23 protein-coding genes are annotated in these 24,060 nt (G+C 63.0%); 13 read left to right on the forward strand and 10 right to left on the reverse strand.

Annotated elements, in window-relative coordinates; genetic code table 11:
* Window positions 1-5: 5 nt before the first annotated feature.
* Complete coding sequence (locus GQ59_RS08800; protein ID WP_037080078.1) at window positions 6-1,232, reverse strand: ROK family protein; 1,227 nt, start codon at window positions 1,230-1,232, stop codon at window positions 6-8.
* A 247-nt stretch (window positions 1,233-1,479) separates the two neighbouring features.
* Between GQ59_RS08800 and GQ59_RS08805 the strand changes: the two genes are divergently transcribed.
* Genes GQ59_RS08805 through GQ59_RS08830 form a run of 6 tightly spaced genes read left to right on the forward strand, consistent with a single transcriptional unit; the run spans window position 1,480 to window position 8,004 of the window.
* Entirely contained in the window at window positions 1,480-2,745 is a 1,266-nt protein-coding gene (locus tag GQ59_RS08805) for a sugar ABC transporter substrate-binding protein (protein ID WP_080955779.1), read from the forward strand.
* A 29-nt stretch (window positions 2,746-2,774) separates the two neighbouring features.
* Window positions 2,775-3,710, forward strand: a complete 936-nt coding sequence (locus GQ59_RS08810) for a carbohydrate ABC transporter permease (protein ID WP_037080080.1) — start codon at window positions 2,775-2,777, stop codon at window positions 3,708-3,710.
* Window positions 3,707-4,549, forward strand: a complete 843-nt coding sequence (locus tag GQ59_RS08815; protein ID WP_037080081.1) for a carbohydrate ABC transporter permease — start codon at window positions 3,707-3,709, stop codon at window positions 4,547-4,549. Before GQ59_RS08810 ends, GQ59_RS08815 begins: the two co-directional genes overlap by 4 nt.
* Window positions 4,550-4,553: 4 nt before the next feature.
* The gene (gene argH / locus GQ59_RS08820) at window positions 4,554-6,068 is read left to right on the forward strand and encodes an argininosuccinate lyase (RefSeq protein WP_037080082.1); all 1,515 of its coding nucleotides are present in this window, start codon (window positions 4,554-4,556) and stop codon (window positions 6,066-6,068) included.
* The gene (locus GQ59_RS08825; protein ID WP_037080083.1) at window positions 6,068-7,108 is read left to right on the forward strand and encodes an ABC transporter ATP-binding protein; all 1,041 of its coding nucleotides are present in this window, start codon (window positions 6,068-6,070) and stop codon (window positions 7,106-7,108) included. Before argH ends, GQ59_RS08825 begins: the two co-directional genes overlap by 1 nt.
* Window positions 7,105-8,004 (forward strand): carbohydrate kinase family protein, encoded by a 900-nt coding sequence (locus tag GQ59_RS08830; protein ID WP_037080084.1) that lies wholly within the window; start codon window positions 7,105-7,107, stop codon window positions 8,002-8,004. Before GQ59_RS08825 ends, GQ59_RS08830 begins: the two co-directional genes overlap by 4 nt.
* Window positions 8,005-8,007: 3 nt before the next feature.
* Here GQ59_RS08830 and GQ59_RS08835 read toward each other — a convergent pair whose 3' ends face one another.
* From GQ59_RS08835 to GQ59_RS08860, 6 genes are all read right to left on the reverse strand, one after another.
* Window positions 8,008-9,009 (reverse strand): ABC transporter ATP-binding protein, encoded by a 1,002-nt coding sequence (locus tag GQ59_RS08835; RefSeq protein WP_037080085.1) that lies wholly within the window; start codon window positions 9,007-9,009, stop codon window positions 8,008-8,010.
* 24 nt (window positions 9,010-9,033) lie between these two features.
* Complete coding sequence (locus GQ59_RS08840; protein WP_037080086.1) at window positions 9,034-10,098, reverse strand: Gfo/Idh/MocA family protein; 1,065 nt, start codon at window positions 10,096-10,098, stop codon at window positions 9,034-9,036.
* Window positions 10,095-10,934 (reverse strand): carbohydrate ABC transporter permease, encoded by an 840-nt coding sequence (locus tag GQ59_RS08845; RefSeq protein ID WP_037080087.1) that lies wholly within the window; start codon window positions 10,932-10,934, stop codon window positions 10,095-10,097. Before GQ59_RS08845 ends, GQ59_RS08840 begins: the two co-directional genes overlap by 4 nt.
* Before the next feature lie 10 nt (window positions 10,935-10,944).
* The gene (locus tag GQ59_RS08850) at window positions 10,945-11,895 is read right to left on the reverse strand and encodes a carbohydrate ABC transporter permease (RefSeq protein WP_037080088.1); all 951 of its coding nucleotides are present in this window, start codon (window positions 11,893-11,895) and stop codon (window positions 10,945-10,947) included.
* A gap of 212 nt (window positions 11,896-12,107) precedes the next feature.
* The gene (locus GQ59_RS08855; protein WP_432762572.1) at window positions 12,108-13,379 is read right to left on the reverse strand and encodes an ABC transporter substrate-binding protein; all 1,272 of its coding nucleotides are present in this window, start codon (window positions 13,377-13,379) and stop codon (window positions 12,108-12,110) included.
* 23 nt (window positions 13,380-13,402) lie between these two features.
* A complete protein-coding gene (locus GQ59_RS08860) occupies window positions 13,403-14,317 on the reverse strand; it encodes an N-acetylmuramic acid 6-phosphate etherase (RefSeq protein ID WP_037080090.1) in 915 nt (304 codons plus the stop codon).
* A 208-nt stretch (window positions 14,318-14,525) separates the two neighbouring features.
* Between GQ59_RS08860 and GQ59_RS08865 the strand changes: the two genes are divergently transcribed.
* Genes GQ59_RS08865 through nagA form a run of 4 tightly spaced genes read left to right on the forward strand, consistent with a single transcriptional unit; the run spans window position 14,526 to window position 18,380 of the window.
* The gene (locus GQ59_RS08865; protein ID WP_037080092.1) at window positions 14,526-15,413 is read left to right on the forward strand and encodes a glucosamine kinase nucleotide-binding domain-containing protein; all 888 of its coding nucleotides are present in this window, start codon (window positions 14,526-14,528) and stop codon (window positions 15,411-15,413) included.
* Window positions 15,410-16,174, forward strand: a complete 765-nt coding sequence (locus GQ59_RS08870) for a GntR family transcriptional regulator (protein ID WP_037080093.1) — start codon at window positions 15,410-15,412, stop codon at window positions 16,172-16,174. The genes GQ59_RS08865 and GQ59_RS08870 overlap by 4 nt, the downstream gene beginning before the upstream one ends.
* Window positions 16,175-16,191: 17 nt before the next feature.
* A complete protein-coding gene (locus GQ59_RS08875) occupies window positions 16,192-17,223 on the forward strand; it encodes an SIS domain-containing protein (RefSeq protein ID WP_037080094.1) in 1,032 nt (343 codons plus the stop codon).
* On the forward strand, window positions 17,220-18,380 hold the full coding sequence (gene nagA, locus GQ59_RS08880) for an N-acetylglucosamine-6-phosphate deacetylase (RefSeq protein ID WP_037080096.1): 1,161 nt from the start codon (window positions 17,220-17,222) through the stop codon (window positions 18,378-18,380). Before GQ59_RS08875 ends, nagA begins: the two co-directional genes overlap by 4 nt.
* 59 nt (window positions 18,381-18,439) lie before the next feature.
* On the opposite strand, the gene GQ59_RS08885 is transcribed toward nagA, so the two are convergent.
* From GQ59_RS08885 to GQ59_RS08895, 3 genes are all read right to left on the reverse strand, one after another.
* Window positions 18,440-19,852: a sensor histidine kinase gene (locus GQ59_RS08885; RefSeq protein ID WP_051903873.1), complete on the reverse strand. Its 1,413-nt coding sequence runs from the start codon at window positions 19,850-19,852 to the stop codon at window positions 18,440-18,442.
* Window positions 19,849-20,526, reverse strand: coding sequence for a response regulator transcription factor (locus tag GQ59_RS08890; protein WP_037080098.1), 678 nt, complete (start codon window positions 20,524-20,526; stop codon window positions 19,849-19,851). Before GQ59_RS08890 ends, GQ59_RS08885 begins: the two co-directional genes overlap by 4 nt.
* A gap of 97 nt (window positions 20,527-20,623) precedes the next feature.
* On the reverse strand, window positions 20,624-21,133 hold the full coding sequence (locus tag GQ59_RS08895; protein WP_037080099.1) for a DUF1993 domain-containing protein: 510 nt from the start codon (window positions 21,131-21,133) through the stop codon (window positions 20,624-20,626).
* 179 nt (window positions 21,134-21,312) lie between these two features.
* Between GQ59_RS08895 and GQ59_RS08900 the strand changes: the two genes are divergently transcribed.
* The 3 genes from GQ59_RS08900 (at window position 21,313) to GQ59_RS08910 (ending at window position 24,055) form a co-directional block, all read left to right on the forward strand.
* A complete protein-coding gene (locus tag GQ59_RS08900; RefSeq protein ID WP_037080100.1) occupies window positions 21,313-22,383 on the forward strand; it encodes an ABC transporter substrate-binding protein in 1,071 nt (356 codons plus the stop codon).
* Between the two features lie 236 nt (window positions 22,384-22,619).
* The gene (locus GQ59_RS08905; protein ID WP_037080101.1) at window positions 22,620-23,564 is read left to right on the forward strand and encodes a Bug family tripartite tricarboxylate transporter substrate binding protein; all 945 of its coding nucleotides are present in this window, start codon (window positions 22,620-22,622) and stop codon (window positions 23,562-23,564) included.
* Window positions 23,561-24,055, forward strand: coding sequence for a tripartite tricarboxylate transporter TctB family protein (locus tag GQ59_RS08910; protein WP_037080102.1), 495 nt, complete (start codon window positions 23,561-23,563; stop codon window positions 24,053-24,055). The genes GQ59_RS08905 and GQ59_RS08910 overlap by 4 nt, the downstream gene beginning before the upstream one ends.
* Window positions 24,056-24,060: the final 5 nt, after the last annotated feature.

The raw sequence follows: 24,060 nt of genomic DNA on the forward strand, positions 1-24,060 counted from the left end.
ATCGGTCAGGCAGGAATATCGGCAAGCGCGGCAAGCGAGGTCTCCAGCTTGGGCGTCACCATGTCGAAAAGCGGAAGGGCAGCAGCGCCAAGCGCTGCCGTCAATTGCCCCGTCTTGCCGCGCATCACGCGGGGCAGATCGCGCTGCCTGCGGCTCGCGACCGAGGTCGGCAGGTTGCCCATGCGAGCGACGATGTCCTCGATGATCGCATCCGGCAGCGCGCCGCCGAGAATCACGGTCTGCGGATCGAGGATGTTTTCAAGCATGGCGACCATCGGGCCGAGATAGGTCGCCGCCTCGTCGATCCATTCCTCGACGACCGGATGGCGGTTGGCATGGAGCTTTTCGAGATCGGAAAACTCGGTGTCGGAAATACCGACGCAGCTCAGTTTTTCCTTCAAGACATAGGCGGAAACATAACCTTCCAGGCAGCCGAGCTGGCCGCAGGAAGGGCAGGGCCTGCCCTTCGGCACGACGGTGACGTGGCCGATTTCGCCGGCATTGCCGAAGGCGCCGCGATAGGGCGCGCCGTCCTGGATGATGCCGAGGCCGATACCGACGCCGAAATAGATCATGCAGAAATTGGAGATTGCCAGACCCGCACCGAAGAGCCGCTCGCCGACGGCCGCCGCCGTCGCGTCGTTTTCGACGATCACCGCATGACCGCAGGCTTCACTGAGCGCCTGGGCGGCATCGAGCCCCGCCCAGCCCGGAAGCGTGGTCGGGCCGACCGAGGTCATGCCGTCGATCTCGAACGGACCCGGCATGACGACGCCGGTGCCGAGCAATCGGGTGCCGGCCAGTTCCGTGACGGCGGCAAGCTCCGCCGCGAAGGCCGACAGGATATGCCCGGGAGTAGTGTCCTTCAGCGGCGTGATGCGCTTTGCCCTCAAGCCCCCGGAGAGATCGAGCGCCACCGTGACCATGTGGTCGGCGGCGATTTCGACGCCGATGGTGGCGCCGCCTTCCGGATTGACCGCGAACTGAATCGGCGGCTGGCCCCGGCCGGATTTCAGCCGGCCCATTTCCATCAGCAACGCCTCGCCGACCAGTTCGTCGACGATATTGGCGACGGCCTGAGGCGTCAGGTGAGTGAGCTTGGCGATATGGGCGCGGCCGAGCGAACCGTGGCGGCGCACCACATCCAGCACGACGCGGCGATTGTGCTCGCGGCTCCGTTCGGGGTTCTTGCCGATAGCCACCGGGTGTGTGCCGATCGTGTGTATTGTCATCTCGCCCACCTTAGGTTGGCAGAATTCATAACGCCGGGAAACGGCATCCGGCAATAGAATAATTCAAGTAAATTATCTTATTGACAAACGACCTTACTCAGGAAAGCGTAAGGGGAAGGCTGGGGCAATGCGCCGCAGTGCTTGAAGGGAGGTTCGTCTCCCGAAACCAATAAACGCGTCGGGCCGCAGGTCGCGTCCGAATGCAGGGAACAATCAGACCCCAAGACCGGTGCACCCGGCGGGGCAAATGGAGGCTCACATGCGCAAGGCAACTTTGTTCGCCGGACTCGTCGCCGGTTTCAGCACATTCGCATTCAATGCCGCGCAGGCGGTCGAAATCGAATACTGGCAGTATGTCTTCGACACGCGCGTGAAGGCGATGGACCAGTTGATCGCCGAGTTCCAGAAGGCCAATCCGGGCATTACCGTCAAGCAGGTCACCTTCCCCTATGCCGACTACCAGACGCGCGTGATCGCCGCCAACATGGCCGGCAACGCGCCGGACGTCATGCAGCTCTTCTACGGCTGGCTCGACAAGTTCGTCGCCGGCGGCCTTCTTGCCCCACTGCCGAAGGACGCTTTCCCGCATGACAAGATCGAGAAGGACTTCTTCCCGATCGTTTCGGCCATGAAGCGCGACGGCGAATATTACGGCCTGCCGACCGCCGTGCGCTCGCTCGCCCTGTTCTACAACAAGAAACTCTTCACCGAAGCCGGCCTTGACCCGAACAACCCGCCGAAGACGCTCGATGAATTTGTCGCCGCCGGCCAGAAGATCGCCAAGCTCGACGGCTCGGGCAATATCGTGGTTGCCGGCTCGACGGTCGACATGGGCGGCCAGGATCACCAGTGGTGGCGCGAAGTGCTGATCCGCCAGTTCGGCGGCGAGCCCTACAAGGACGGCGACACCAAGGTCAATTACAACAACGAGGCGGGCCTCAAGGCGCTCAACTTCTACACCAGCCTGCAGCTTGAAAAGAAGATCGGCAAGGCAGGCTTCATGGACGAAGGCCAGGCCGCCTTCCGCGGCGGCAAGGCCGGCATGACGATCGACGGGACCTTCCGCCTCGGCTCGTTCAAATCCATCAAGGACTTCGAATGGGGAGTGACCGAACTGCCGGCAAATGCGCAAGGCGTGCGCTCCAACTATGCGAGCTATTTCGCCAACGGCATCAGCGCCAAGACCAAGGGCGAAGAACTGGAAGCTTCCAAGAAGTTCCTTGCCTACATCACCTCGCCTGCCGCCATGGAGATCTGGCTGAAGACGGTCGGCGAGCTGCCGGCGCTGCGTTCTGCCGCGCTCACGGACGCCAACCTGAAGGACCCGATCTACGCGCCGTTCCTGAAAGGGCTGGAATACGCCCATACGACGCTCTTCAAGGATGAGCAGGGCCAGCGCCAGAACGCCATCGACATGGTCAATCGCGTGCTGCTCGAAGGTCAGTCGACCAAGGATTCGCTCGCTCAGGCCGCCGAAGCCGAGCAGGAAATGATCGACGCGGCCAAGCCGTAATCCCTTGATGCAGCCGAGTGGAGCCGGTCATGGCAGCGATTGAACAACAGGGGGCGGCATCCGGCCGCCCCGGCTCCGGTGGCGGACTGTCCATGCGGACGAAACGGCTCCTCTGGGTCTGGAGCTTTCTGGCGGTACCGATCCTGTTCTACACGATCATCCGCTTCTATCCGACCTTTCAGGCCTTCTACCTGTCGCTCACAAGCTGGGACCTGGTGCGGCCGCCGAAGCTCGTGTGGTTCGCCAACTATATCAAGCTCTTCAAGGACCCGCAGTTCTGGAAGGTGTTCAAGAACACGTTCACCTACCTGATCATCGGTACACCGATCAGCCTCGTGCTCGCTTTTACGATCGCCTTTTTCCTCGATCGCGTCCGCTTCATGCACAATTTCATCCGGGCGCTGTATTTCCTGCCCTTCCTGACCACGGCGGCGGCGATGGCCTGGGTCTGGCGCTGGTTCTACCAGCCGCCGCCGATCGGCGTCATCAACGACGTATTCGGCATGCTCGGCATTCCGCAGCAGCCGTTCATCCGTTCGACCGACCAGGCGCTGTTCTCGATCATGGTGACGGCGATCTGGGCCGGCCTCGGTTTCCAGATCATCATCTTCATGGCGGGCCTGCGCGCCATTCCGGGCACGTTCTACGAAGCGGCCCGCATCGACGGCCTCGGCGAATGGGCGATCCTGCGCAAGATCACCCTGCCGCTCCTGAAGCCCACCACCGTCTTCCTCGTGGTGTTCTCGTCGATCGGCTTCCTGCGCATCTTCGACCAGGTCTACAACATGACCACCAACGATCCCGGCGGACCGCTCGGATCGACCAAGCCGCTGGTTCTGATGATCTACCAGACCGCCTTCAACTCCTATGCGATGGGTTACGCGGCGGCGCAGACGGTGGTGCTGTTCACCATCCTGCTGATCGTCTCACTGCTGCAGCTCTGGATCCTGAGGGAAAAGAAATGAGCGAAGCCACTCGCCTCAGCCACGGCAGGATCCGCCCCGGCCTGATCGTCACCTGGACCGTGCTGTTCATCGGCGGCCTGATCATGATCTCCCCGCTCGCCTTCATGTTCTCGACGTCGCTGAAGACCGCCGACCAGATCTATGACCTGCGCCTCATCCCGGCCGCGCCGACGCTGGCGAACTATATCTCGGTGCTTGCCGACGGACGGTTCATGCGCTGGTTCTTCAACTCGACGCTGATCGCCGTCCTCGTCACCGTGTCGAACTGCTTCTTCGACAGCCTGGTCGGCTACACGCTCGCCAAGTTCGAGTTCCGCGGGCGCTATTTCATCTTCATCGCGATCCTCTCGACGCTGATGATCCCGACCGAGATGCTGGTCATCCCGTGGTACCTGATGTCGAGCCAGCTCGGCTGGCTGGACAGCTACTGGGGGATCATGTTCCCCGGCATGATGACCGCCTTCGGCACTTTCCTGATGAAGCAGTTCTTCGAAACCGTGCCGAACGACTTCATCGAGGCGGCGCGCGTCGACGGGCTCAACGAATTCCAGATCTGGTGGAAGGTGGCTCTGCCGCTGGTGACGCCGGCGCTTTCGGCGCTCGCCATCTTTACCTTCCTCGGCAACTGGACGGCGTTCTTCTGGCCGCTGATCGTCACCACCAGCAAGGAACTCTATACGCTGCCGGTCGGGCTTTCGAGCTTCGCGGTCGAGCAGTCCATCCAGTGGGAAATGATCATGACGGGGGCGGCGATCGCTACCCTTCCCACTCTTCTCGTCTTCCTCGTCCTGCAGCGCTACATCGTCCGCGGTGTGATGCTGGCGGGCCTGAAAGGATAAAGCCATGGCGGACATCAACCCGCGCCTTTCCGACACCAGCACGTTCCCCGATCCGGTCTACAAGGAAACCGTGCTCAGGCCGCTCTTCGACGGCGCCAAGAGCCATCACGTCGATGGCTTCCGCCGGATCGACCGCGCCCATCTCGTGATGCTCGTCGAGACCGGCATCCTCGACAAGGATCTGGCGGCCAAGATCGCCGGCGCATTGGAGGCGATCGACACGGAAATCGATCCGTCCCAGCTCGCCTATACCGGCGAGGTGGAGGACTTCTTCTTCCTGATCGAGAAGGAGCTGAAAGCCCGCATCGGCGTCGATATCGCCGGCCGGCTGCATACCGCCCGGTCGCGCAACGACATCGACCACACGCTGTTCAAGCTCGGCCTGAAGGAGAAGATCGACGCGCTGATGGGCAAGGCCCGCAATCTGCTCGCCGTGATGATCGATGCCGCGGAGCGCGAGAAGGCGACGCTGATCGTTGCCTATACCCACGGCCAGCCGGCCCAGCCGACCACGTTCGGGCACTATCTCTCGGCCGCGATCGAGGTGCTGATCCGCGATATCGAGCGGTTCGCCGAAGCTCGAAAAATCGTCGACCTGTCGCCGATGGGCGCTGCGGCGATCACCACGTCCGGCTTCCCGATCGACCGCGCCCGCGTTGCCGAACTGCTCGGTTTCTCCGCGCCGCTGCGCAACTCCTATAGCTGTATCGCAGCCGTGGACTACACGACCTCGACCTATTCGGCGATCGAGCTGATGTTCCTGCATCTCGGCCGGCTCATCCAGGACTTCCAGTTCTGGACAAGTTTCGAGGTCGGGCAGATCTACGTGCCGAACGCGCTGGTGCAGATCTCCTCGATCATGCCGCAGAAGCGCAATCCGGTGCCGATCGAACACCTGCGCCACCTCGCCAGCCAGACGATGGGCCGGGCGCGCACGGTTCTCGACGTGATGCACAACACGCCGTTTACCGACATGAACGACAGCGAGGGCGAAACGCAGGGCATGGGCTACGAGGCGTTTGCCTCCGCCGGTCGGGTGCTTGATCTGCTCGCCGCGTTGATCAGCCAGATCAGCATCGATCCGGAGCGCGTCGACCAGAATATCCGCCGGTCCTGCATCACCATTACCGAGCTTGCCGACTCGCTGGTTCGCATCGAGGGCCTGTCCTTCCGCGAGGCGCACGAGATTGCCGCAGCAACGGCCAAGAGCGTCGTCGCAGCCAAGGGCGACCTGCCGAATGATGGCTACGAACCCTTCCTCAAGGCGTTCGAACATTCGGCCGGCCGTAAGCCTTCGGTCGACCTCCAGAAATTCAGGCAAATCGTTTCGCCCGAGCATTTCGTCGCCGTGCGCGCCCGTTTCGGCGGTCCCGCGCCGGAGCCGATGAAGGCTGCGATAACAGCCTATCGCGACAAGCTCGCCGCCTTCGAGGCCGAAGCCAGAAAAGCTGCGGACCATGAGGCGAAGGCCGCGGCCGAACTGAACCAGAAATTCACCGCCCTGACGGGAGCCCGCTGATGGCGACGATCGAACTTGAAAAACTGGTGAAGCGTTACGGCAAGGTCGAGGCCGTCAAGGGCATCGACCTCCAGATCGCCGACGGCGAATTCGTCGTCTTCGTCGGCCCGTCGGGCTGCGGCAAGTCGACGACTTTGCGGATGATCGCAGGGCTGGAGGAAATCTCCGGCGGCACGCTGAAGATCGGCTCGGAAGTGGTCAACGAACGCGAGCCGAAGCAGCGCAACATCGCCATGGTGTTCCAGAACTATGCGATCTATCCGCATATGACGGTGCGCCAGAATATCGGTTTCGGCCTCTATACGGCGAAGCTCGACAAGGCCGAGAAGGACAAGCGGATCGAGGCGGCCGGCAAGATCCTCGGCCTCGAAGCCCTGCTCGACCGCCGGCCCGCCGCCCTTTCCGGTGGCCAGCGCCAGCGTGTCGCGATCGGCCGCGCCATGGTGCGCGATCCGTCCGCCTTCCTGTTCGATGAGCCGCTTTCCAACCTCGACGCCCAGCTTCGCGCGCAGATGCGCATCGAGATCAAGCGGCTGCACCAGCGGCTGAAGACCACCACCGTCTACGTTACCCACGACCAGATCGAGGCCATGACCATGGCCGACCGGATCGTGGTGATGAAGGACGGCGTCATCCTGCAGGTCGGCACGCCTTCGGAACTCTACGATGCCCCGGTCGACGTGTTCACCGCCCGCTTCATCGGCAGCCCGTCGATGAATCTCGTGCGCGGCCGCCGGAAGGGGTCGGGCGTGGAAATGGCGCCGGGCGGCGATATCCTGATCGGCGTGCGTCCGCACGACCTGATCGCCCATGCGGCGGTCTCCGGCAGAGGTGGTTTCACGGTGACCGGCACGGTCTCCGCCGTCGAACCCTTGGGGCCTGAAACCTTGGTGCACCTGGATGTTGCCGATACCCCGATCATCGCGACCGTGCGTGAAAAATTCGTGCCGGCGGTCGGAGCCGAGCTTACCTGCGAAGCCGCGCCGGGCGATCTCTACCTCTTCGATGCCAGCACAGAGAGATTTCTGGGCCGTTCATGATGACGCATGCAGAGACCCGATCCGCGGTGCTCAGCATCGGCCGGATCTATTGCGACCTGATCTTCACGGGCCTTGGCCACCTGCCGGTGCTCGGGCGTGAGATCTATGCCAGCGGCATGGAGATCGCCGCCGGTGGCGGTGCCTTCATCGCGGCTGCCCATCTTGCCCATGCGGGCCGCAAGGTGGCGCTTGCCGCCCGGCTCGGCACGGATTCGCTGTCATCAGGCGTCGAAGAACAGATCCGGGACAGCGGCGTCGACCTGCGTTTCATCGAACATGCGGAAGATGCAGGGCCGCAGGTGACGGTTGCGGCCGTGGTCGGCCAGGACCGCGCCTTCCTCACCCGCCGCGCCGGGCCTGCGCTTCCCGCGACACTCGAAGCCGCTCTCGACTGGAACGAAGCGTGCCACCTGCACATCGCCGAATATGCGACGCTGCACGAGATCCCGGATTTGGTTTCCCGCGCCAAGGAAAAGGGCTTGACCGTTTCGCTCGATCCGAGCTGGGATGCGACGCTGATCTATGATCGCGGCCTGCTCAAGGCGTGCGAGGGCGTCGATCTGTTCTTGCCCAATCTCGAAGAGGCGGAAGCGATCACCGGATCGGCCGATCCGGAAGTCGCGCTCGCCAAGCTGTCGCTCGCCTTTCCGCTGGTTCTGCTGAAGGGTGGTTCTGAAGGCGCCTGGCTGATGTCCAACGGCCGGATGCTGCATGCGCCGGCTGAGACCGTGCCGGTGATCGACACGACCGGCGCCGGCGATGCCTTTAATGCCGGCTTCATCGATGCCTGGCTGAACGAGGCGTCGGAAGAAGCCGCCTTGCGTGCCGGTATTCGGTTCGGCAGCCGCGCGGTCCAGGCAGCCGGCGGCGCCAAGCTGCTTGCCAGCAACGATTAGGTTTCAGACGATCGCCCGGTCGTTCGCGTCGAAGCGGTGCAGGCTCGCCCTGTCCGGCGTCGCGAACACCACGTCGTCGGGCGCATAGGCGTGTTCGCCGAACAGGCGGACGGTCAAAAGGCCGGTCGCCTCTGTCTCCAGATAAACGATCGTGTCGGCGCCGAGATGTTCGACGTGAATGACCTTGCCCTTCCAGTCACCGCTTTCGCGCGACAGGGCGATATGTTCGGGGCGAACGCCGATCGTCTTGGCGCCTGTATCTCCCAGCTTTTCCGCCGGAATGAAATTCATCTGCGGCGAGCCGATGAAACCGGCGACGAAGACGTTGGCCGGCTTGTTGTAGAGCTCCATCGGCGAGCCGATCTGCTCGATCGCACCGGCATTAAGAACGACGATCTTGTCGGCGAGCGTCATCGCCTCGACCTGGTCGTGGGTGACATAGATCATCGTCGCCTTCAGGCGCCGGTGCAGGCCGGCGATCTCCAGGCGGGTCTGGACGCGGAGCGCCGCATCGAGGTTAGAGAGCGGTTCGTCGAACAGGAACAGTTTCGGTTCGCGGACGATGGCACGGCCGATCGCGACGCGCTGGCGCTGGCCGCCGGAAAGTTCCGCCGGACGGCGGGCGAGATAGGGATCAAGCGACAACATGCCGGAGGCCTTGGCGACGCGGGTGTCGATCTCGGCTTTTTCGGTGCCGGCCTGCTTCAGGCCAAGGCCCATATTGTCCTTGACCGTCAGGTGTGGATACAGCGCGTAGGACTGGAAGACCATGGCGATGCCGCGTTTTGCCGGCGGTGTGGTCGCCATTTCCTGGCCGTCGATGCGGATCGAGCCGGACGTCGCGTCCTCGAGGCCGGCGATGACCCGCAGCAGCGTGGACTTGCCGCAGCCGGAGGGGCCGACGAAGATCACGAACTCGCCGTCCTTGACCTCGAGATCGATGCCCTTCAGCACCTCGTTATTGCCGAAGGCCTTGCGGATGGATTTCAGTTGAAGCGAACCCAAGGGCGTTTTCCTTAAACTAGGCTTTTACAGGCGGACAGGCGCGCCGGTGCGCACGCTCTCGTCCGCCGCAAGGCAGATGCGCAGCGACTGGACGGCGTCGTTCATGTGCCGGGTGAGATCGATATTGTCGCGGATGGCTTTCAGCACATAGGCCTGTTCGAGATCGCAGAGTTTCTGGTGATCCGGTTCGCCGGTCATGGCGAGATCCTCGTCGCGCCGGACGAACTGGCCGTCCGGGCCGGTCTCGGCCGAATGGACGCGGATGACCGAGGTCTTGGTATGCGTATCGATATCGTCGGACTTCGCCTTGGCATCGACCAGGATCGAGACCGACCCCTTGGGCGACATGACGTCCTTCACGAAGAAGGCCATTTCCGACATCATCGGGCCCCAGCCCGCCTCGTACCAGCCGACCGAGCCGTCCTCGAAGAGGACCTGCATGTGGCCGTAATTGTACATGTCCGGCGCAACCTCATCGGTCATTCGGAGGCCCATGCCGCGAACTTCGACGGCCTTGGCATCGGTGATCTGGCACCAGACGTCGACGTAGTGCACGCCGCAATCGACGATCGGCGAGGTGGTCTGCATCAGCGCCTTGTGCACGTCCCATTTAGGCCCCGAGGACTGCTGGTTGAGGTTCATGCGGAAGACGAAGGGCGGGCCGAGCTTTCTCGCTTCCTCGATCAGCCGCATCCAGGAGGGATGGTGGCGGAGGATATAACCGACCACCAGCTTGCGGCCGTGCTTCTTTGCAGCCGCGACGACGCGTTCGGCATCGGCGACGGTGGTCGCAAGCGGCTTTTCGACGAAGACGTCGCAGCCGGCCTCGAAGGCCATCACCGCATAGTCGGCGTGGGTATCGGAATAGGTGTTGATCGAGCAGAGGTCCGGCTTTGTCCCGTTCAGCGCCTGTTCGAAATCGGTGAAGAGCGGATAGGCCTCAAGCCCTGCCGGCAGGTCGCGCTTCGAGCGGTTGACGAGGCCGACGATCTCGAAGCCGGGATTGTCGTGATAGGCGAGCGCGTGGCTCTTGCCCATGTTGCCGAGACCGGCGACGAGCACGCGGATGGGGCGAGTGGACGATGTCACTTGACGGCTCCGGAGGTGATGCCGCGGATCAGTTGCCGCGAGAAGATGACGTAGAGGACCATGACCGGCAGGATCGCCAGCGACAGAGCCGAGAGCACGGCGTTCCAGTTGGTGACGAACTGGCCGATGAACATCTGGGCGCCCAGGGTCACCGTCTTGGTCGCCTCGCCGGGGGCGAGGATCAGCGGGAACCAGAGGTCGTTCCAGATCGGGATCATGGTGAAGACCGCGACCGTCGCCATGGCGGGGCGCACCAGCGGCAGGACGAGGCGGAAGAAGATCGCATATTCGGACAGGCCGTCGATGCGGCCGGCGCTCTTCAGGTCGTCCGAGACTGTGCGCATGAATTCCGACAGGATGAAGATCGCCAGCGGCAGGCCTTGCGCCGTATAGACCAGGATCAGCGAGGTCAGCGTATTGACGAGGCCGGCCGCGACCATGCCCTGCAGGATCGCCACCGTGCCCAATCGAATCGGGATCATGATGCCGAGCGCGAGATAGAGCCCCATCAGGGTGTTGCCGCGGAAGCGGTATTCGGACAGCGCAAAGGCGGCCATAGCGCCGAACAGCAGGACCAGCGCGATCGAGACGACCGTGACGATCAGGCTGTTCTGGAAATAACCGATGAAATTGCCCTGGTTCAGCACGGTCTGGTAACCGATCAGGCTGAAGGTCGAGGGGGTTGGCAGGGCCATCGGCTGGCTGAAGATTGCACTGCGGCTCTTGAACGAATTGACCAGCGTCAGGAACACCGGAAACAGCGCCACCAGCGTGTAGGCGATCAGCGCCAGGTGGATGAAGGCGGCACGGACGGGGGCGGAGCGGGCTTTCGACATCGTTTCAGCCTCAGAACTGGTAGCGGCGCATGCGCCGCTGGATGACGAAAAGATAGAGTGCGACGCCGGCGAGGATGATGAGGAACATCACGGCGGCAATCGTCGCACCCATGGAGCGGTCGCCCATCTGGTTCTGGAAACCGAAGAAGGTGCGGTAGAGCAGCGTGCCGAGAATGTCGGTGGAGCCGTTGGGGCCGGCAAGCGCCCCCTGCACCGTATAGATGAGGTCGAAGGCGTTGAAATTACCGACGAAGGTCAGCACCGAGACGATGCCGATCGAGGGCAGGATCAGCGGCAGCTTGATCTTCCAGAACTGGCTCCAGCCGGTGATGCCGTCGCATTCGGCGGCTTCCAGCACTTCGTCCGGGATGTTGAGCAGCGCCGCATAGATCAGCATCATCGGGATGCCGACATATTGCCAGACGGAGATCAGCGAGACGGCGATCAGCGCGGTTTCGGCCTTGCCGAGCCAGGGCGCGAAGGCCCATTTGAGGCCGACCAGATCCATGAGGCTCGGCGCGATGCCCCAGATCGGCGACAGGATCAGCTTCCAGATGAAACCGACGATGACGAAGGAGAGCAGCGTCGGCACGAAGATCGCCGAACGGTAGAAGGCGGCGAAGCGCAGACCTGGCAGCGACAGCATGGCGGCGATCGCGATGCCGACGGGGTTCTGCACCAGCATGTGAATGATGAAGAAGATGACGTTGTTGCGCAGCGCGTTCCAGAAATCGGCGGAAAGCCTGGGATCGCCGAACAGGGTCTGGAAATTGCGGAAGCCCACGAAGGCAAGCTGGCCTTCGACCATGTTGAACAGCGACAGCCTGAGCGTCTCGATCAGCGGCAGGATCATCACCGCCGTATAGACGAGGAAGGCCGGCGCCAGGAAAACGGCGATATGCCAGCGGGTGGGGCGTTTCACCGGCACCGTTTCGATATCGGCCATTTCGGTATCGCTCATGGTCTCGGGTTCCGGTGGTTTGTATTTTTCAGAATGACTTCATAGCGGTGCCCCTCATCCGCCTGCCGGCACCTTCTCGCCGTCTCGACGGGGAGAAGGGATATGCCGCGCCGTTTCCGTGCTTTCAAAGGCATCGTGGGGCAAGTCCCCTCTCCCCGCAAGCGGGGAGAGGGTTAGGTGGAGGGCAGTCTTTGATCGCCAGAGGCGGAGGCTTACTTCGCCGGCTTGTACCAGCTGTCGAGGCCCTTCTGGGTTTCGGCGGCGGCCTGTTCCGGGGTTTGCGTGCCGTTGATGACGTTGGCCGAGACGCGCCACATTTCGAGGTCGAGGTTCGGCTGGCCGCGGCCGACGATGGCAGCACTCGGGCGGATCGTCGGCTTGCAGTTCTGGCGCCAGGAGACGAATTCCTGGGCGAGCGTGTCAGTCATCTTCACCGGCGTCGAATTGAGGCTGAAGAAGCCAGGTGCCGCGTTGGCATAGAGATCGGCAAATTCCGGCGAAGCGACCCAGGAGAGGAATTTCTTGGCGGCTTCGAGGTTCTTGCCCTTGGCATTGAGGCCGATGCCGATGTCGTTATGGTCGGAAATGTAGCAGGTATCGCCGGCCTTCTTCACCGGCGGCGGGAAGGCGCCCATTTCGAAATCGGCCTGCGCCTTGAACGGCGCGATTTCCCAGGAACCGGCCGGATAAATGGCGGCGCGGCCGAGGGTGAAGAGGTTCTGGCTGTCCGGATAGGTCTGGGCTTCGAAACCGTCGCCGAGATAGGGCTTCCACTTGGCGAGCGTCTTGTAGGGCTCGACCCAGGCGGCGTCGGTCAGCTTTTCCTTGCCTGCGATCAGTGCCTTGCGGCCGTCCTCGCCCTTCCAGTAATTCGGGCCGATATTGTAATAGCCCATGGTCGCCGCTTCCCACTGGTCCTTGGTGCCCATGGCGAGCGGGATGTACTTGCCGTCCTTCTTGAACTTGTCGAGGACCGCGAAGAATTCGTCCTCGGTCTTCGGGATCTGGACGCCGACATCCGCGAAGGCCTTCTTGTTGTAGATGAAGCCGTGGATGACGGAGGCCATCGGCACGCAGAACGTGGTCTTGCCGTCGTCGGTGCTCCAGGCGGACTTGCCGACGTCGGAGAAGTTGGAAATGCCCGGCAGGTCGTTCAGCGATGCGAGCTGGCCCTTCTGGAACATGGCGAGCGACAGGTCGAACGGACGGCAGGTGATGAGGTCGCCCGCGGTGCCGGCTTCGAGCTTGGCGTTGACGGCGGAATTGTATTCCGTCGGCGCCATCGGCGCGAAGGTTACCTTGATGCCCGGGTTCTTGGCTTCGAAGGCGGGAATGATCTTCTGCTGCCAGATCGGCAGGTCGTCATTGCGCCAGCTCTCGATGGTGAGCGTGGCGGTCTGCGCGGAAGCTCCGGTGGCAACAAAGCCCGCCGGTGCGAGTACGGTCGTGGCAAAAAGAATGCTTTTCAATATGCGTGTCATGATGTTCTCCCTTTTATATGCGCCTTTCAGGCGCGTTTCATGGAACTCTTGGACGCCTGCAATTCGGCAAGCGCTACGCGCAGCACATCGTCCGAACGGGCAAGCAGGGCCTTGGCGGCCCCGACATCGGCCGCGCCGGCTGCGAGCAGGACCGCGACCTTGACAGAACCCTCGGAGGCCTCGACCCAGGCACGGGCCTCGTCGAAACCGATGCCGGCGATATCGGCCACCATGCGGGCGGCGCGGATGCGCAGCTTGCCGTTATCGGCGCGCAGATTGACCATGTGGCCGTCATGCACGTGGCCGAGTTTGACGGCAGTCAGCGTGGACAGCATGTTGAAGGCGATCTTCTGGGCGGTCGCGGCACCCATGCGGGTGGAGCCGGCGACGACTTCCGGCGGCGTTTCGAGCAGGATCGCCGCATCGGCGCCTCCGAACAGCTTTGCGCCGGCATTGTTGGCCATCGCCACGAGTTTTGCGCCGCGGCGTTTTGCGGTCTCAGCCACCGCCACCGTGTAGGGCGTAGAGCCGCTTGCGGAGACGCAGATGACGCAATCCGCCGCTTCGATGATAGCGGCGTCACGCTCGCCGAGAGACGCATCGTCTTCGGGACCGCCGGGCAGATCAGCTATATTGGGAAGACCGCCGGCAAACAGGATGGCGATCCGTTCGGGCGGTATGCCATAGGTGCCGGGGAGCTCCATCGCATCGGCCATCGCCACCAGGCCGGCACTGCCGGCACCGGCATAGATCACCTTGCCGCCGGATTTCAGCGCGGCAGCGACGAGATCGGCAGCCCTGGTGATCGCCGGAATGGCTTGATCGACAACCTTGGCAGCCGCCTGCTGACCGGATGCGAGAAGCGCAAGGATTTCGGCGGGCGCGAGCATATCGAGCCCTTCCGCTTTCCCATGTCTCGCTTCGGTGGCAGTTGTGCTCATCCGGTTTCTCCCTCTAGTCCAAAATGATGCCAAAAAAATACCAATTGTCCAGAAGGAAAATTAACTTTTATGAACAGATCGATAAGGTCGGCAGAAATTATTGAAAATAATGAAGCAATTTCAAATATATGAAACCTGCAGTTTGAGATTTTTGAAATCACGCTTGGTTATTGGTACTTTTTTGGTATTATTGCCTGCGGAGGTACCCATGGCGGCCTATTTTATCGGAATCGATGGCGGTGGAACAAGTTGCCGTGCGGCATTGGCTGACGGAAATGGCACCATCCTTGGCCGCGGCAAGAGCGGCGCCTCCAATATCCTGACCGATCCCGACACGGCCCTGAAACATATCGCCGAGGCCTCGCGCCTCGCTTTCGCCGAAGCCGGGCTGGAGCCTGAGCTTTCCGCCACCTCCGCCGTTCTCGGCCTTGCCGGCAACAATGTCGGCGATGCGGTGAGTTATGTGCAGGCGCGGCTGCCCTTCAAGCGGTCGGATATCGTGTCAGACGGCGTCATCGCGCTGCAGGGCGCGATTGGCGACGAGGACGGGGCGATCGGCATTGTCGGTACCGGCACGGTCTATATCGCCCGGCATCAGGGCAGGCTTCATTCGGTCGCGGGCTGGGGTTTCCAGGTGAGCGATCTCGGCAGCGGCGCACGGCTCGGCCAGCTCGCGCTGCAGGAAAGCCTGCTCGCCTATGACAATATCCGCCCGATGACCGGACTTTCGAAGGCCATTCTTGCCGAGTTCGACAACAATCCGGAAAAGGTGGTCGATTTTGCGCGGCTGGCGAAACCGGGCGATTTCGGGCGCCATACGCCCAAGGTATTCGAATTCGCCGGGCAGGGCGACGAAGCCGCGATCCGGATCCTCAAGACCGGGGCAACCGGCATCGACGAGGCTCTCGATGCGGTGAACGGAATCACCAAGGGCAAGGGCCGGCTCTGCCTGCTCGGCGGTCTCGCCCCTCTTTATCCCGAATATCTGGCCGAGCGGCATCGCGCCCGGCTTTCTGAACCGCTTGCCGATGCGCTGACCGGCGCGGTGGCGCTTGCGGTCAAGACATACGGTGCGCCGGCGGAGCTACGCGCATGAATCACATGCTCGCCGCCATCCTGCCGCTCGACGGCTTGCAATCGGCCGGCACGGGGCCGCTTTACCGGAAGCTGCGCCAGAGCCTGGAAGATGCGATCCGCACCGGCAAGCTCGGCCATGGCGACGCCCTGCCCGCCGAGCGCGATCTTGCCGATTATGCCAATGTCAGCCGCGTCACCGTGCGCAAGGCCGTCGACGACCTGGTCAAGGACGGGTTGCTCACCCGCAGGCACGGTTCGGGCACATTCGTGGTCAAGCCCATGTCGCGCGTCGAGCAGCCGCTGACCCGGCTCACCTCATTTACCGAGGACATGGCGCGGCGCGGCCTGGTGACGCGATCCGAGTGGCTGGAACGCGGGCTTTTCCACCCCTCCCCCGAAGAGATGATGATGCTGGGCCTCGCGCCCGGGGAAAAGGTCGCGCGTCTCGGACGCCTGCGCCTCGGCAACGACATGCCGCTTGCAATCGAACGGGCCAGCATTTCCGCCGATTTCCTGCCCGATCCTTCGGCGGTGACCAATTCGCTCTATGCCGAGCTCGAAAAAAAGGATGCGAGGCCGGTGCGCGCCATACAGCGGATATCCGCCTGCAATATGAAGAACCCGGATGCCGGGCTGCTGGCCGTGCCGATCGGCTCCGCCGGGCTTTCGATCGAGCGGGTTTCCTATCTGGCATCCGGCCGGGTGGTGGAACTCACCCGCTCGCTCTATCGCGGCGATGCCTATGATTTCGTGGCCGAGCTCTCGCTCGGCGAAAACTGACATTCGAGGACGATGTTATGCTGACCAATATGACGAACATGCGCAAGGAGATCGATGAGATACCGGAAGCGACGGCGCGCCTCATGGACGGCTCAGCGGCCGAGCTTGCCGCCGCCGGCCGGGCGCTGCGCGAAAAGGACCCGGCCTTTCTGATCACCATTGCGCGCGGCTCCTCCGACCATGCCGCGACCTTTATCAAATATGCGGTCGAACTGACCGCCGGCCGGCCGGTCGCCTCACTCGGTCCGTCGCTTGCCTCCATCTACGGCGCGAAGCTGAAGCTCGACGGCGGTGCGGCGATCGCCATTTCGCAGTCCGGCAAGAGCCCGGATATCGTCGCGATGGCGGAAGCCGCGACCAAGGCCGGCGCCGTCACCGTAGCGCTCACCAATACGCTCCCCTCGCCGATCGCCAGCGCCTCCAACTATGCCATCAATATCAATGCCGGGCCGGAACTCGCCGTTGCCGCGACCAAATCCTTCGTCAACTCGATCGTCGCCGGCCTAGCGCTGCTGTCGGAGTGGGTTGGTGACGAGGCACTGAAAGTCGCCATCCGCGACCTGCCGGGGCATTTCGAAAAGGCGGTCAAGCTCGACTGGAGCGAGCTTGCGAACGAGCTGGGCGATGCGGAATCCCTCTACATGCTCGGCCGCGGCCCGGCACTGGCGATCGCCAGCGAGGCGGCGCTGAAATTCAAGGAAACCTCCAACATGCATGCCGAGGCCTATTCGGCGGCGGAGGTGCTGCACGGGCCTGTAGCGCTGGTCGAAAAGCGGTTCCCGGTCGTGACCTTCGCGGCGCGTGATGCAGCGGAAGCCTCGGCCGTCGAGATTGCCGACAGCCTCTCAGTCAAGGGCGCACTCGCCTTTGCGACGTCCGACAAGGTCAAGAGCGCCCGCAGGCTGCCTTTCGTGGCAACCGGCCATCCGATCACCGATGCGCTGACACTCATCCTGCCCTTCTACGGTTTCGTCGAAGCCTGGTCGCGCGCCAAGGGTTTCAATCCGGACGCGCCTGTCGCCCTCAAGAAGGTGACCGAGACGTTATGAGCACGCGAAAGGCCATTACCGGCGCCCGTATCTTCGACGGTATCCTCTGGCATGAGGATGCCGCTCTCGTTTTCGCGGCCGGCAAGATCGAGGCGATCCAGCCAACGGCCAAGCTTCCGGAAGGCATCGAGAAGATCGATGCCGGCGGCGGGCTGATCGTGCCGGGCTTCATCGACCTGCAGGTGAATGGCGGCGGCGGCGTGCTGCTGAACGAAGAGCCGACGGTGGCAGGCCTCAGGCAGATCTGCGCCGCGCATGCCAAGTTCGGCACGACGGCACTGCTGCCGACGCTGATCACCGACACCTACGAGATCACGTCCCGGACCGTCGAGGCCGCCAGGCAGGCGAAGGCCGAAGGCGTACCGGGTTTCCTCGGCCTGCATCTCGAAGGCCCGCATCTTTCCGTCGCGCGCAAGGGTGCGCATGATCCGAAGCTGATCAGGCCGATGGAGGAGAAGGACATCGAGCTGATGCTCTCCTGCAAAGGGGTGTTCGATGCGATGATGATCACTGTGGCGCCTGAGAATGTAACCGTGGAACAGGCGGCACGTCTGGCGCTGGCCGGCTTCATGGTGAGCCTCGGTCATACCGACACGACCTACGAGACCGCCAAGACCTATGCCGAGGCGGGCGTTCGCACCGTCACCCATCTGTTCAATGCCATGAGCCCGCTCGGCCATCGCCAGCCCGGCGTCGTCGGCGCCGCGCTCGATATCGGCTCGCTCCATGTCGGGATCATCGCCGATGGCATCCATGTTCACCCGGCCGCGATGGGTGTGGCGCTCAGGGCCAAGAACGGACCGGGCAAGATCTTCATCGTCACCGACGCAATGTCGACTATTGGCACCGACATGAAGAGCTTTACGCTCAATGGCCGCGAGATCCTGCGGCAGGACGGCCGCCTGACGCTCGCCGACGGGACGTTGGCCGGCGCCGATATCGACATGATCTCGTCGGTCAGGTTCGCCCATGAAGCGCTCGACCTGCCGGTCGAGGAGGCGTTGCGCATGGCATCCACCTATCCGGCGGAAGCGGCCTATCTTGCCGACCGCAAGGGCGCGCTGAACCCCGGTTTCGACGCGGATTTCGTGCTGCTGACCGATCAGCTCGGCATGAAAAGCACCTGGATCGGCGGCACGAAGGTGCATGAGGAATAAGGGTGCTGCAGCCGTTCTCCCCCTTGCGGGGGAGATCGGTGTGTGCCGCCCCCTAGTACTTAGCCAGCTACCGGAAACCGTATCTCGACCTTCAGACCCCTGCCCTCGCGACCCTCCGCGAGGGTCATCGTCGCGCCGTGCAGGCGGGCGATCTCCTCGACGATCGGCAGGCCGAGGCCGGTGCCCAGCTTGTCGGAGTGATCGCCGCGTTCGAAACGTTTGAGCACCGACGCCCGCTTTTCGAGCGGGATGCCCGGGCCGTCGTCTTCCACTTCGAGCACCGCGACGCCGTTTTCCGATGCGACGCGAACGGTCACCTCGGCGCCTTTTCCCGCATAGAGGAGAGCATTGCCGATCAGGTTCTTCATCAGTTCACCGATCAGCAGCGGTTCGGCGGAGACCATGATCTCCCCCTCCCCTTCGAAACCGAGATCGATGCCGGCATCGGCGGCAAGCGGGACATTGTCCGCCGTCGCGCCGCGCGCCAACGCGGTCAGGTCGATCCGCTGCATCGAGGCCGATCGAGTGGCCGCATCGATCTTCGCCATCAGGAGAAGCTGGGCGAGGATGCGCTCGGCATCCGCCACCGCCTCGTCCGCCTTGCGGGCAGCCTCCTTCACCTCCCCAAGCTCGGTGGCGCGGTCGGCGAGTGCGAGCTGGGTGCGGATGATGGTCAGCGGCGTGCGCAGCTGGTGGCTGGCATTGCCGGTGAAATGCCGTAGCGCCTCGAGCGCGCTTTCCAGCCGCACCATGAAGGAGTTGACCGTATCGACGAGACCCTGCACCTCGTTCGGTACCCGCTCGCTGATCGGGTGAAGATCGTCCGGGCTGCGTTCGGCGATCGCCTCGCTGAAACGGTAGAGCGGCCGAAGCGACAGCGTCACCGCCACCCAGACGATGATCGCGGCACCGACGATCATGAACAGCAGGCGCAGCGCGGAGCGGATCAGGATCGTCTGCGTCAGCTGCTGACGGGCGATCGTGGTTTCCGCAACCGTCACCGTGAACGGCACGGAATTGATGCCGGTCGAGGCGGAGCGGGCGAGCGCCGCCACGCGGATCGGCTCGCCGCGGAACGTGGCGTTCTCGAAGGCGGGTGCCTGGCCCTCGCGGCGCGGAATCGACGGCAGCGTCTGGTAGCCGGTGATGAATTTTCCGGGCGGCCCGTCGACGCGGTAGAAGACGCGGTCCTGCGCCGCCGACGTCAGCATTTCCAAGGCCACGTAGGGGATATCTACTTCGAGAGAGCCGTCCTCGGCAACAATCACCCGCTCGGCGATGGCCAGAGCTGAACCGGCCAGCACACGGTCGGACACGTCGTTTGCCGTATCCACCGCCTCGTCCCAGGTGTCGACCATGGCGATCGTGCCGATCACGGCCGTCGAGACGAGAAGCCAGGCGAGGAGCCGGCGGCGCAGGGAATAGGCGGCAATCGGCGGGACGGGTTGGGCGCCGTGAGAAACCGATGTCATGCCGTCGGCGCCGTGGTTTCGAGATAATACCCTATGCCGCGAGCGGTCTTCACCGTGAGCCCGTGCGGGGCGAGACGCCGGCGCAGGCGGCTCACATATTGCTCGATGGCATTGGCGGATAGATCATCGTCGAAGCCGGTCAGCGACGCCATGATCGCATCCTTGGAGACAACCTTGCCGGCGCGGAGGAAGAGCAGTTCCAGCAGCGCCACCTCGCGGGCGGGCAGGTCCAGGGTCACGCCCTGGCTGGAAAAGGTCCGCGAGTTCAGGTCGAAGGTGACGCCGCCATAGTTGACGATCGAGCTTCTGAGGCCCGCCTGACGGCGCAGCAGCACGCGGATGCGCGCCTCGAATTCGGAAATGTCGAAAGGCTTGATCATGTAGTCGTCGGCGCCGAGATCGAGCCCCTTCACCCGCTCCTCGGGCGTGCCGCGGGCGGTGAGGATCATCACCGCCGCCTTGTTCGCCCGGGCCCGCATGGCGCGCAGCACGTCGAGCCCGTCCATTTCCGGCAGGTTCAGGTCGAGGATAACGAGATCATAGGTTTCGGCGGCGGCGACGGCCTCGGCAGAAGCGCCGTCGGCGACTGCATCGACCGCGTAACCGCTGCCACGCAGGATCGTCGAAAGCCCCTCGGCCAGCGCCTGATTGTCCTCGACCAGAAGAATACGCACGAAATCTCCCCGCTTCCGCAGATGATTATAAACGCGGAAGCGGCGATGTCACGGATGTGGTGATGGCGTGGTTACTTCGAGCGTTGGCCCAATCGTTTTACTGGGAACGACCGATATAATCCATCTTGCCGATCGGAACGCCCTTGTGGCGCAGGATCGCGTAGGCCGTGGTGACGTGGAAATAGAAGTTCGGCAGGGCGAAACCGAGCACATAGCTCTTGCCGGTGAATTTCGTCTCGCCGCTGCGGGTCTTCAGGATCACTTCGGCGTCTTCGCGGTCCGCCATGGTGGCCGGATCGACGCTATTCAGGAATGCCACGGTCTTTTCGATGCGGGCATGCAGGTCGGCGAAGGTGGCTTCGTTATCGGCCATCGGGATGCTCTCGAGTCGACCGACACGAACCGGCACGAATTTCGCGGTGTCGCTGGCGCGCTGGATCTGAGAGGTCAGCGGATACATGTCGTGGACCAGCCGGGCTTCCAGCAGTTCCTTATGGGCGATACCCTTCTCGTCGGCGAAGGCTTCGCCTTTCTTCAGGATTTCCGTCAGGTTGCCGAAAGCGCGGATGAAGACCGGTACCGTGATATCGTAGAGGGTGAGCGACATGGGCGAGACCTTTTGTGCTGACGAAACGCCGGGTCTTCCGGCGCGAAAAGACCGCCAACAGATAATGACACGGCATCGGAAAACAAGCTGGCAGACGGTGCATTGAGGCCTCTGTGGCGGGAATGTTACGGTCCGCCGGTCGGCTTGTCGCGGCAGCCGCGGTGGGGCATTGTGGCCAGATGAAAAGACTGCTTTTCCCACTCCTCTGTCTTGCCCTTTGGCCCAGCCTCGCCATGGCGGATACGACGCTGTTCAAGGCGCTTTCCGGGCGGGTGGACGCGCCGATGCTGACGGTCTATTCCTCGCTCGACGAGCCGCTCGCCAAACCGATGATCGCCGGCTTCCAGACGGCCAATCCGGATGTGGCGGTGCGCTACGAGGACATGCTGACGGGCGAGATCTACGACCGGATCGTGCGCGAAACCGATGCCGGCGACAAGACGGCCGACTTCGCATTTTCCTCCGCGATGGACCTGCAGGTGAAGCTTGCCAATGACGGCTATGCCCAGCGCAGCGACCTGCCGATGAGCGGCCAATGGCCGGGCTGGGCCAACTGGCGCAATACCGCCTATGCGCTGACCTTCGAACCGGCCGTGTTCGTCTATCACAAGCCGAGTTTCAAGGATTCCTCCCCGCCCTCGACCCGGGGGGAACTGGTCGAATTCCTGCAGAAGCAGGGCGATGCGGTCTACGGCCGGATCGGCACCTACGACATCGAACGTTCCGGCGTCGGTTTCCTGTTCATGGCGCGCGACCAGGAGCAGTTCGGGGATATCTGGTCGGTGATCCGGGCGATGGGGGCCGCGGGCGTGAAGCTTTACTCAACCAGCCAGGGGATCTTGGAACGCGTGGCCGACGGACGATTCCTGCTCGGTTACAATATTCTCGGGTCCTATGCCGCAGACTGGGCTTCGCGTCATCCGGATGTCGGAATCGTGCTGCCGAAGGACTATACTGTCGTGATGTCGCGAATCGGTCTGGTACCGCAGGCTGCCGCCGCCCCAGATCTCGGCAGGCGCTATCTCGAGTTCTTCATGTCGAAGGAAGGACAGACGATCATGGCCCGCGAACTGCAGATCCCGGCCGTCAGCCCGGAAGTCGCTGGCAACAATACCGCCACCACGATGAGGGAGATGCTCGGTGGGCAATTGAAGCCGGTGCCGGTCAGCCTCGGGCTGATGGTCTATCTCGACCAGGTGAAGCGGGCACGGCTGATTTCCCGCTGGAACGAGGTCCTCAGGCTGCAATAGTCACAAAATTCGGCGGCGGCGGGTCGTAACCCCTTGCCAAATTGCAAGTCCAGGGAAGATGTCAGGTTAATGTCAGCTTCATATGCTGGCTTAGGGCATTCGGCCCCCATTTGGAGGTGGGGACCCGATTGACGATGGGAGGACATCGGCCAGGCGGTTCTCGCTTGCCAAGCCCTCCCCCTCGTTTGCCAGCAAACATATCGCGTCGGATTACGACGCCAACGGAGGATCGACCCTTGAAACATTTCTTCCTTGCTTCCCTTCTCGCGGGCGCAATCGCACTTCCGGCCGCTGCGGCCGACTACTCGATCATGGCTCCGGCAGCGCCGGGCGGCGGCTGGGACCAGACCGCCCGCACCATGCAGACGGCTTTGCAGACGGAGAAGATCTCCGGCAAGGTTCAGGTCATGAACGTCCCGGGCGCTGGCGGCACGATCGGCATCGCCCAGTTCGCCAGCCAGCAGAAGGGCAACGCAAACGCCCTGATGGTCGGCGGCTACGTCATGGTCGGCGCCATCCTGACCAACAAGTCGCCGGTCACCCTGAAGGACGTCACCCCGATCGCCCGCCTCACCGGCGAATACGAAGTGATCGTCGTTCCGGCAGCGTCCGAGATCAAGACGGTTGCCGACCTCGTCGCCAAGCTGAAGGCAAACCCGGGCGCGGTTTCCTGGGGCGGCGGTTCGGCCGGCGGTACGGACCACATCACGGCGGGTCTGATCGCAAAGGCTGCCGGCGTCGATCCCACGAAGGTCAACTACATCGCGTTTTCCGGCGGCGGAGAAGCACTCGCCGCCATCCTCGGCGGCCAAGTCACGGCCGGCATCTCGTCCTATGGCGAGTTCGAATCGCAGGTCAAGGCCGGCGCGTTGCGTGTGCTCGCCATCTCCTCCGAAAAGAAGCTCGAAGGCATCAATGCCCCGACGCTGAAGGAATCCGGTCTTGACGTCGTGATTCAGAACTGGCGCATGGTCGCCGCCGCTCCGGGCCTTACCCCCGAGCAGAAGAAGGCCGTGACCGCCGACGTCGAAAAGCTTGTCAAGTCCAAGACCTGGCAGGACAGCCTGAAGACCAAGGGCTGGATCGACACCTATCTCTCCGGTCCGGAGTTCGACGCGCAGCTTGCCAAGGACATTGCCGCGACTGAAACCATCCTGAAGGACATCGGACTGGTTAAATGAGCCTCGACAACAACAAAACGAGCACCGAACAGCGCCGCCCCGATTGGGCGGCGCTTGTTATTGCCGCCATCCTCGTCGCCGTCGCTGCCGTCATCTTCCTGGATGTCGACCGGCTGCGGGACATGGGCGGCTATAGCCAGGTCGGCCCTGCCACCGTTCCCAACTGGATTGCCTTCGCACTGATCGGCCTCGCCATCTGGACCGTATTCGCCGCGTTTCGTCGTGACTTTCCGGCGCGCGAAAAACAGGAATTCGGGCCTGTCGCCTGGGTCGTCGCCGGCCTCCTGGCGCAGATGATCCTCATTCGGATCGCCGGTTTCTCGATCGCCACGGGCACGCTGTTCGGCCTCGCCGCGGCGGGTTTCGGTGCCCGCAGGCTGTGGATCAGCATTCCGATCGGCATCGTCGTCTGTCTCGCCATTTGGTGGCTCTTTGCCGGCGTCCTGCAACTTTCGCTTCCGGCAGGCCCGCTCGAACACCTCATCCAGTGACGTGA

It is taken from the genome of Neorhizobium vignae, assembly GCF_000732195.1.
In the GTDB taxonomy this organism is placed as follows: domain Bacteria; phylum Pseudomonadota; class Alphaproteobacteria; order Rhizobiales; family Rhizobiaceae; genus Neorhizobium; species Neorhizobium vignae.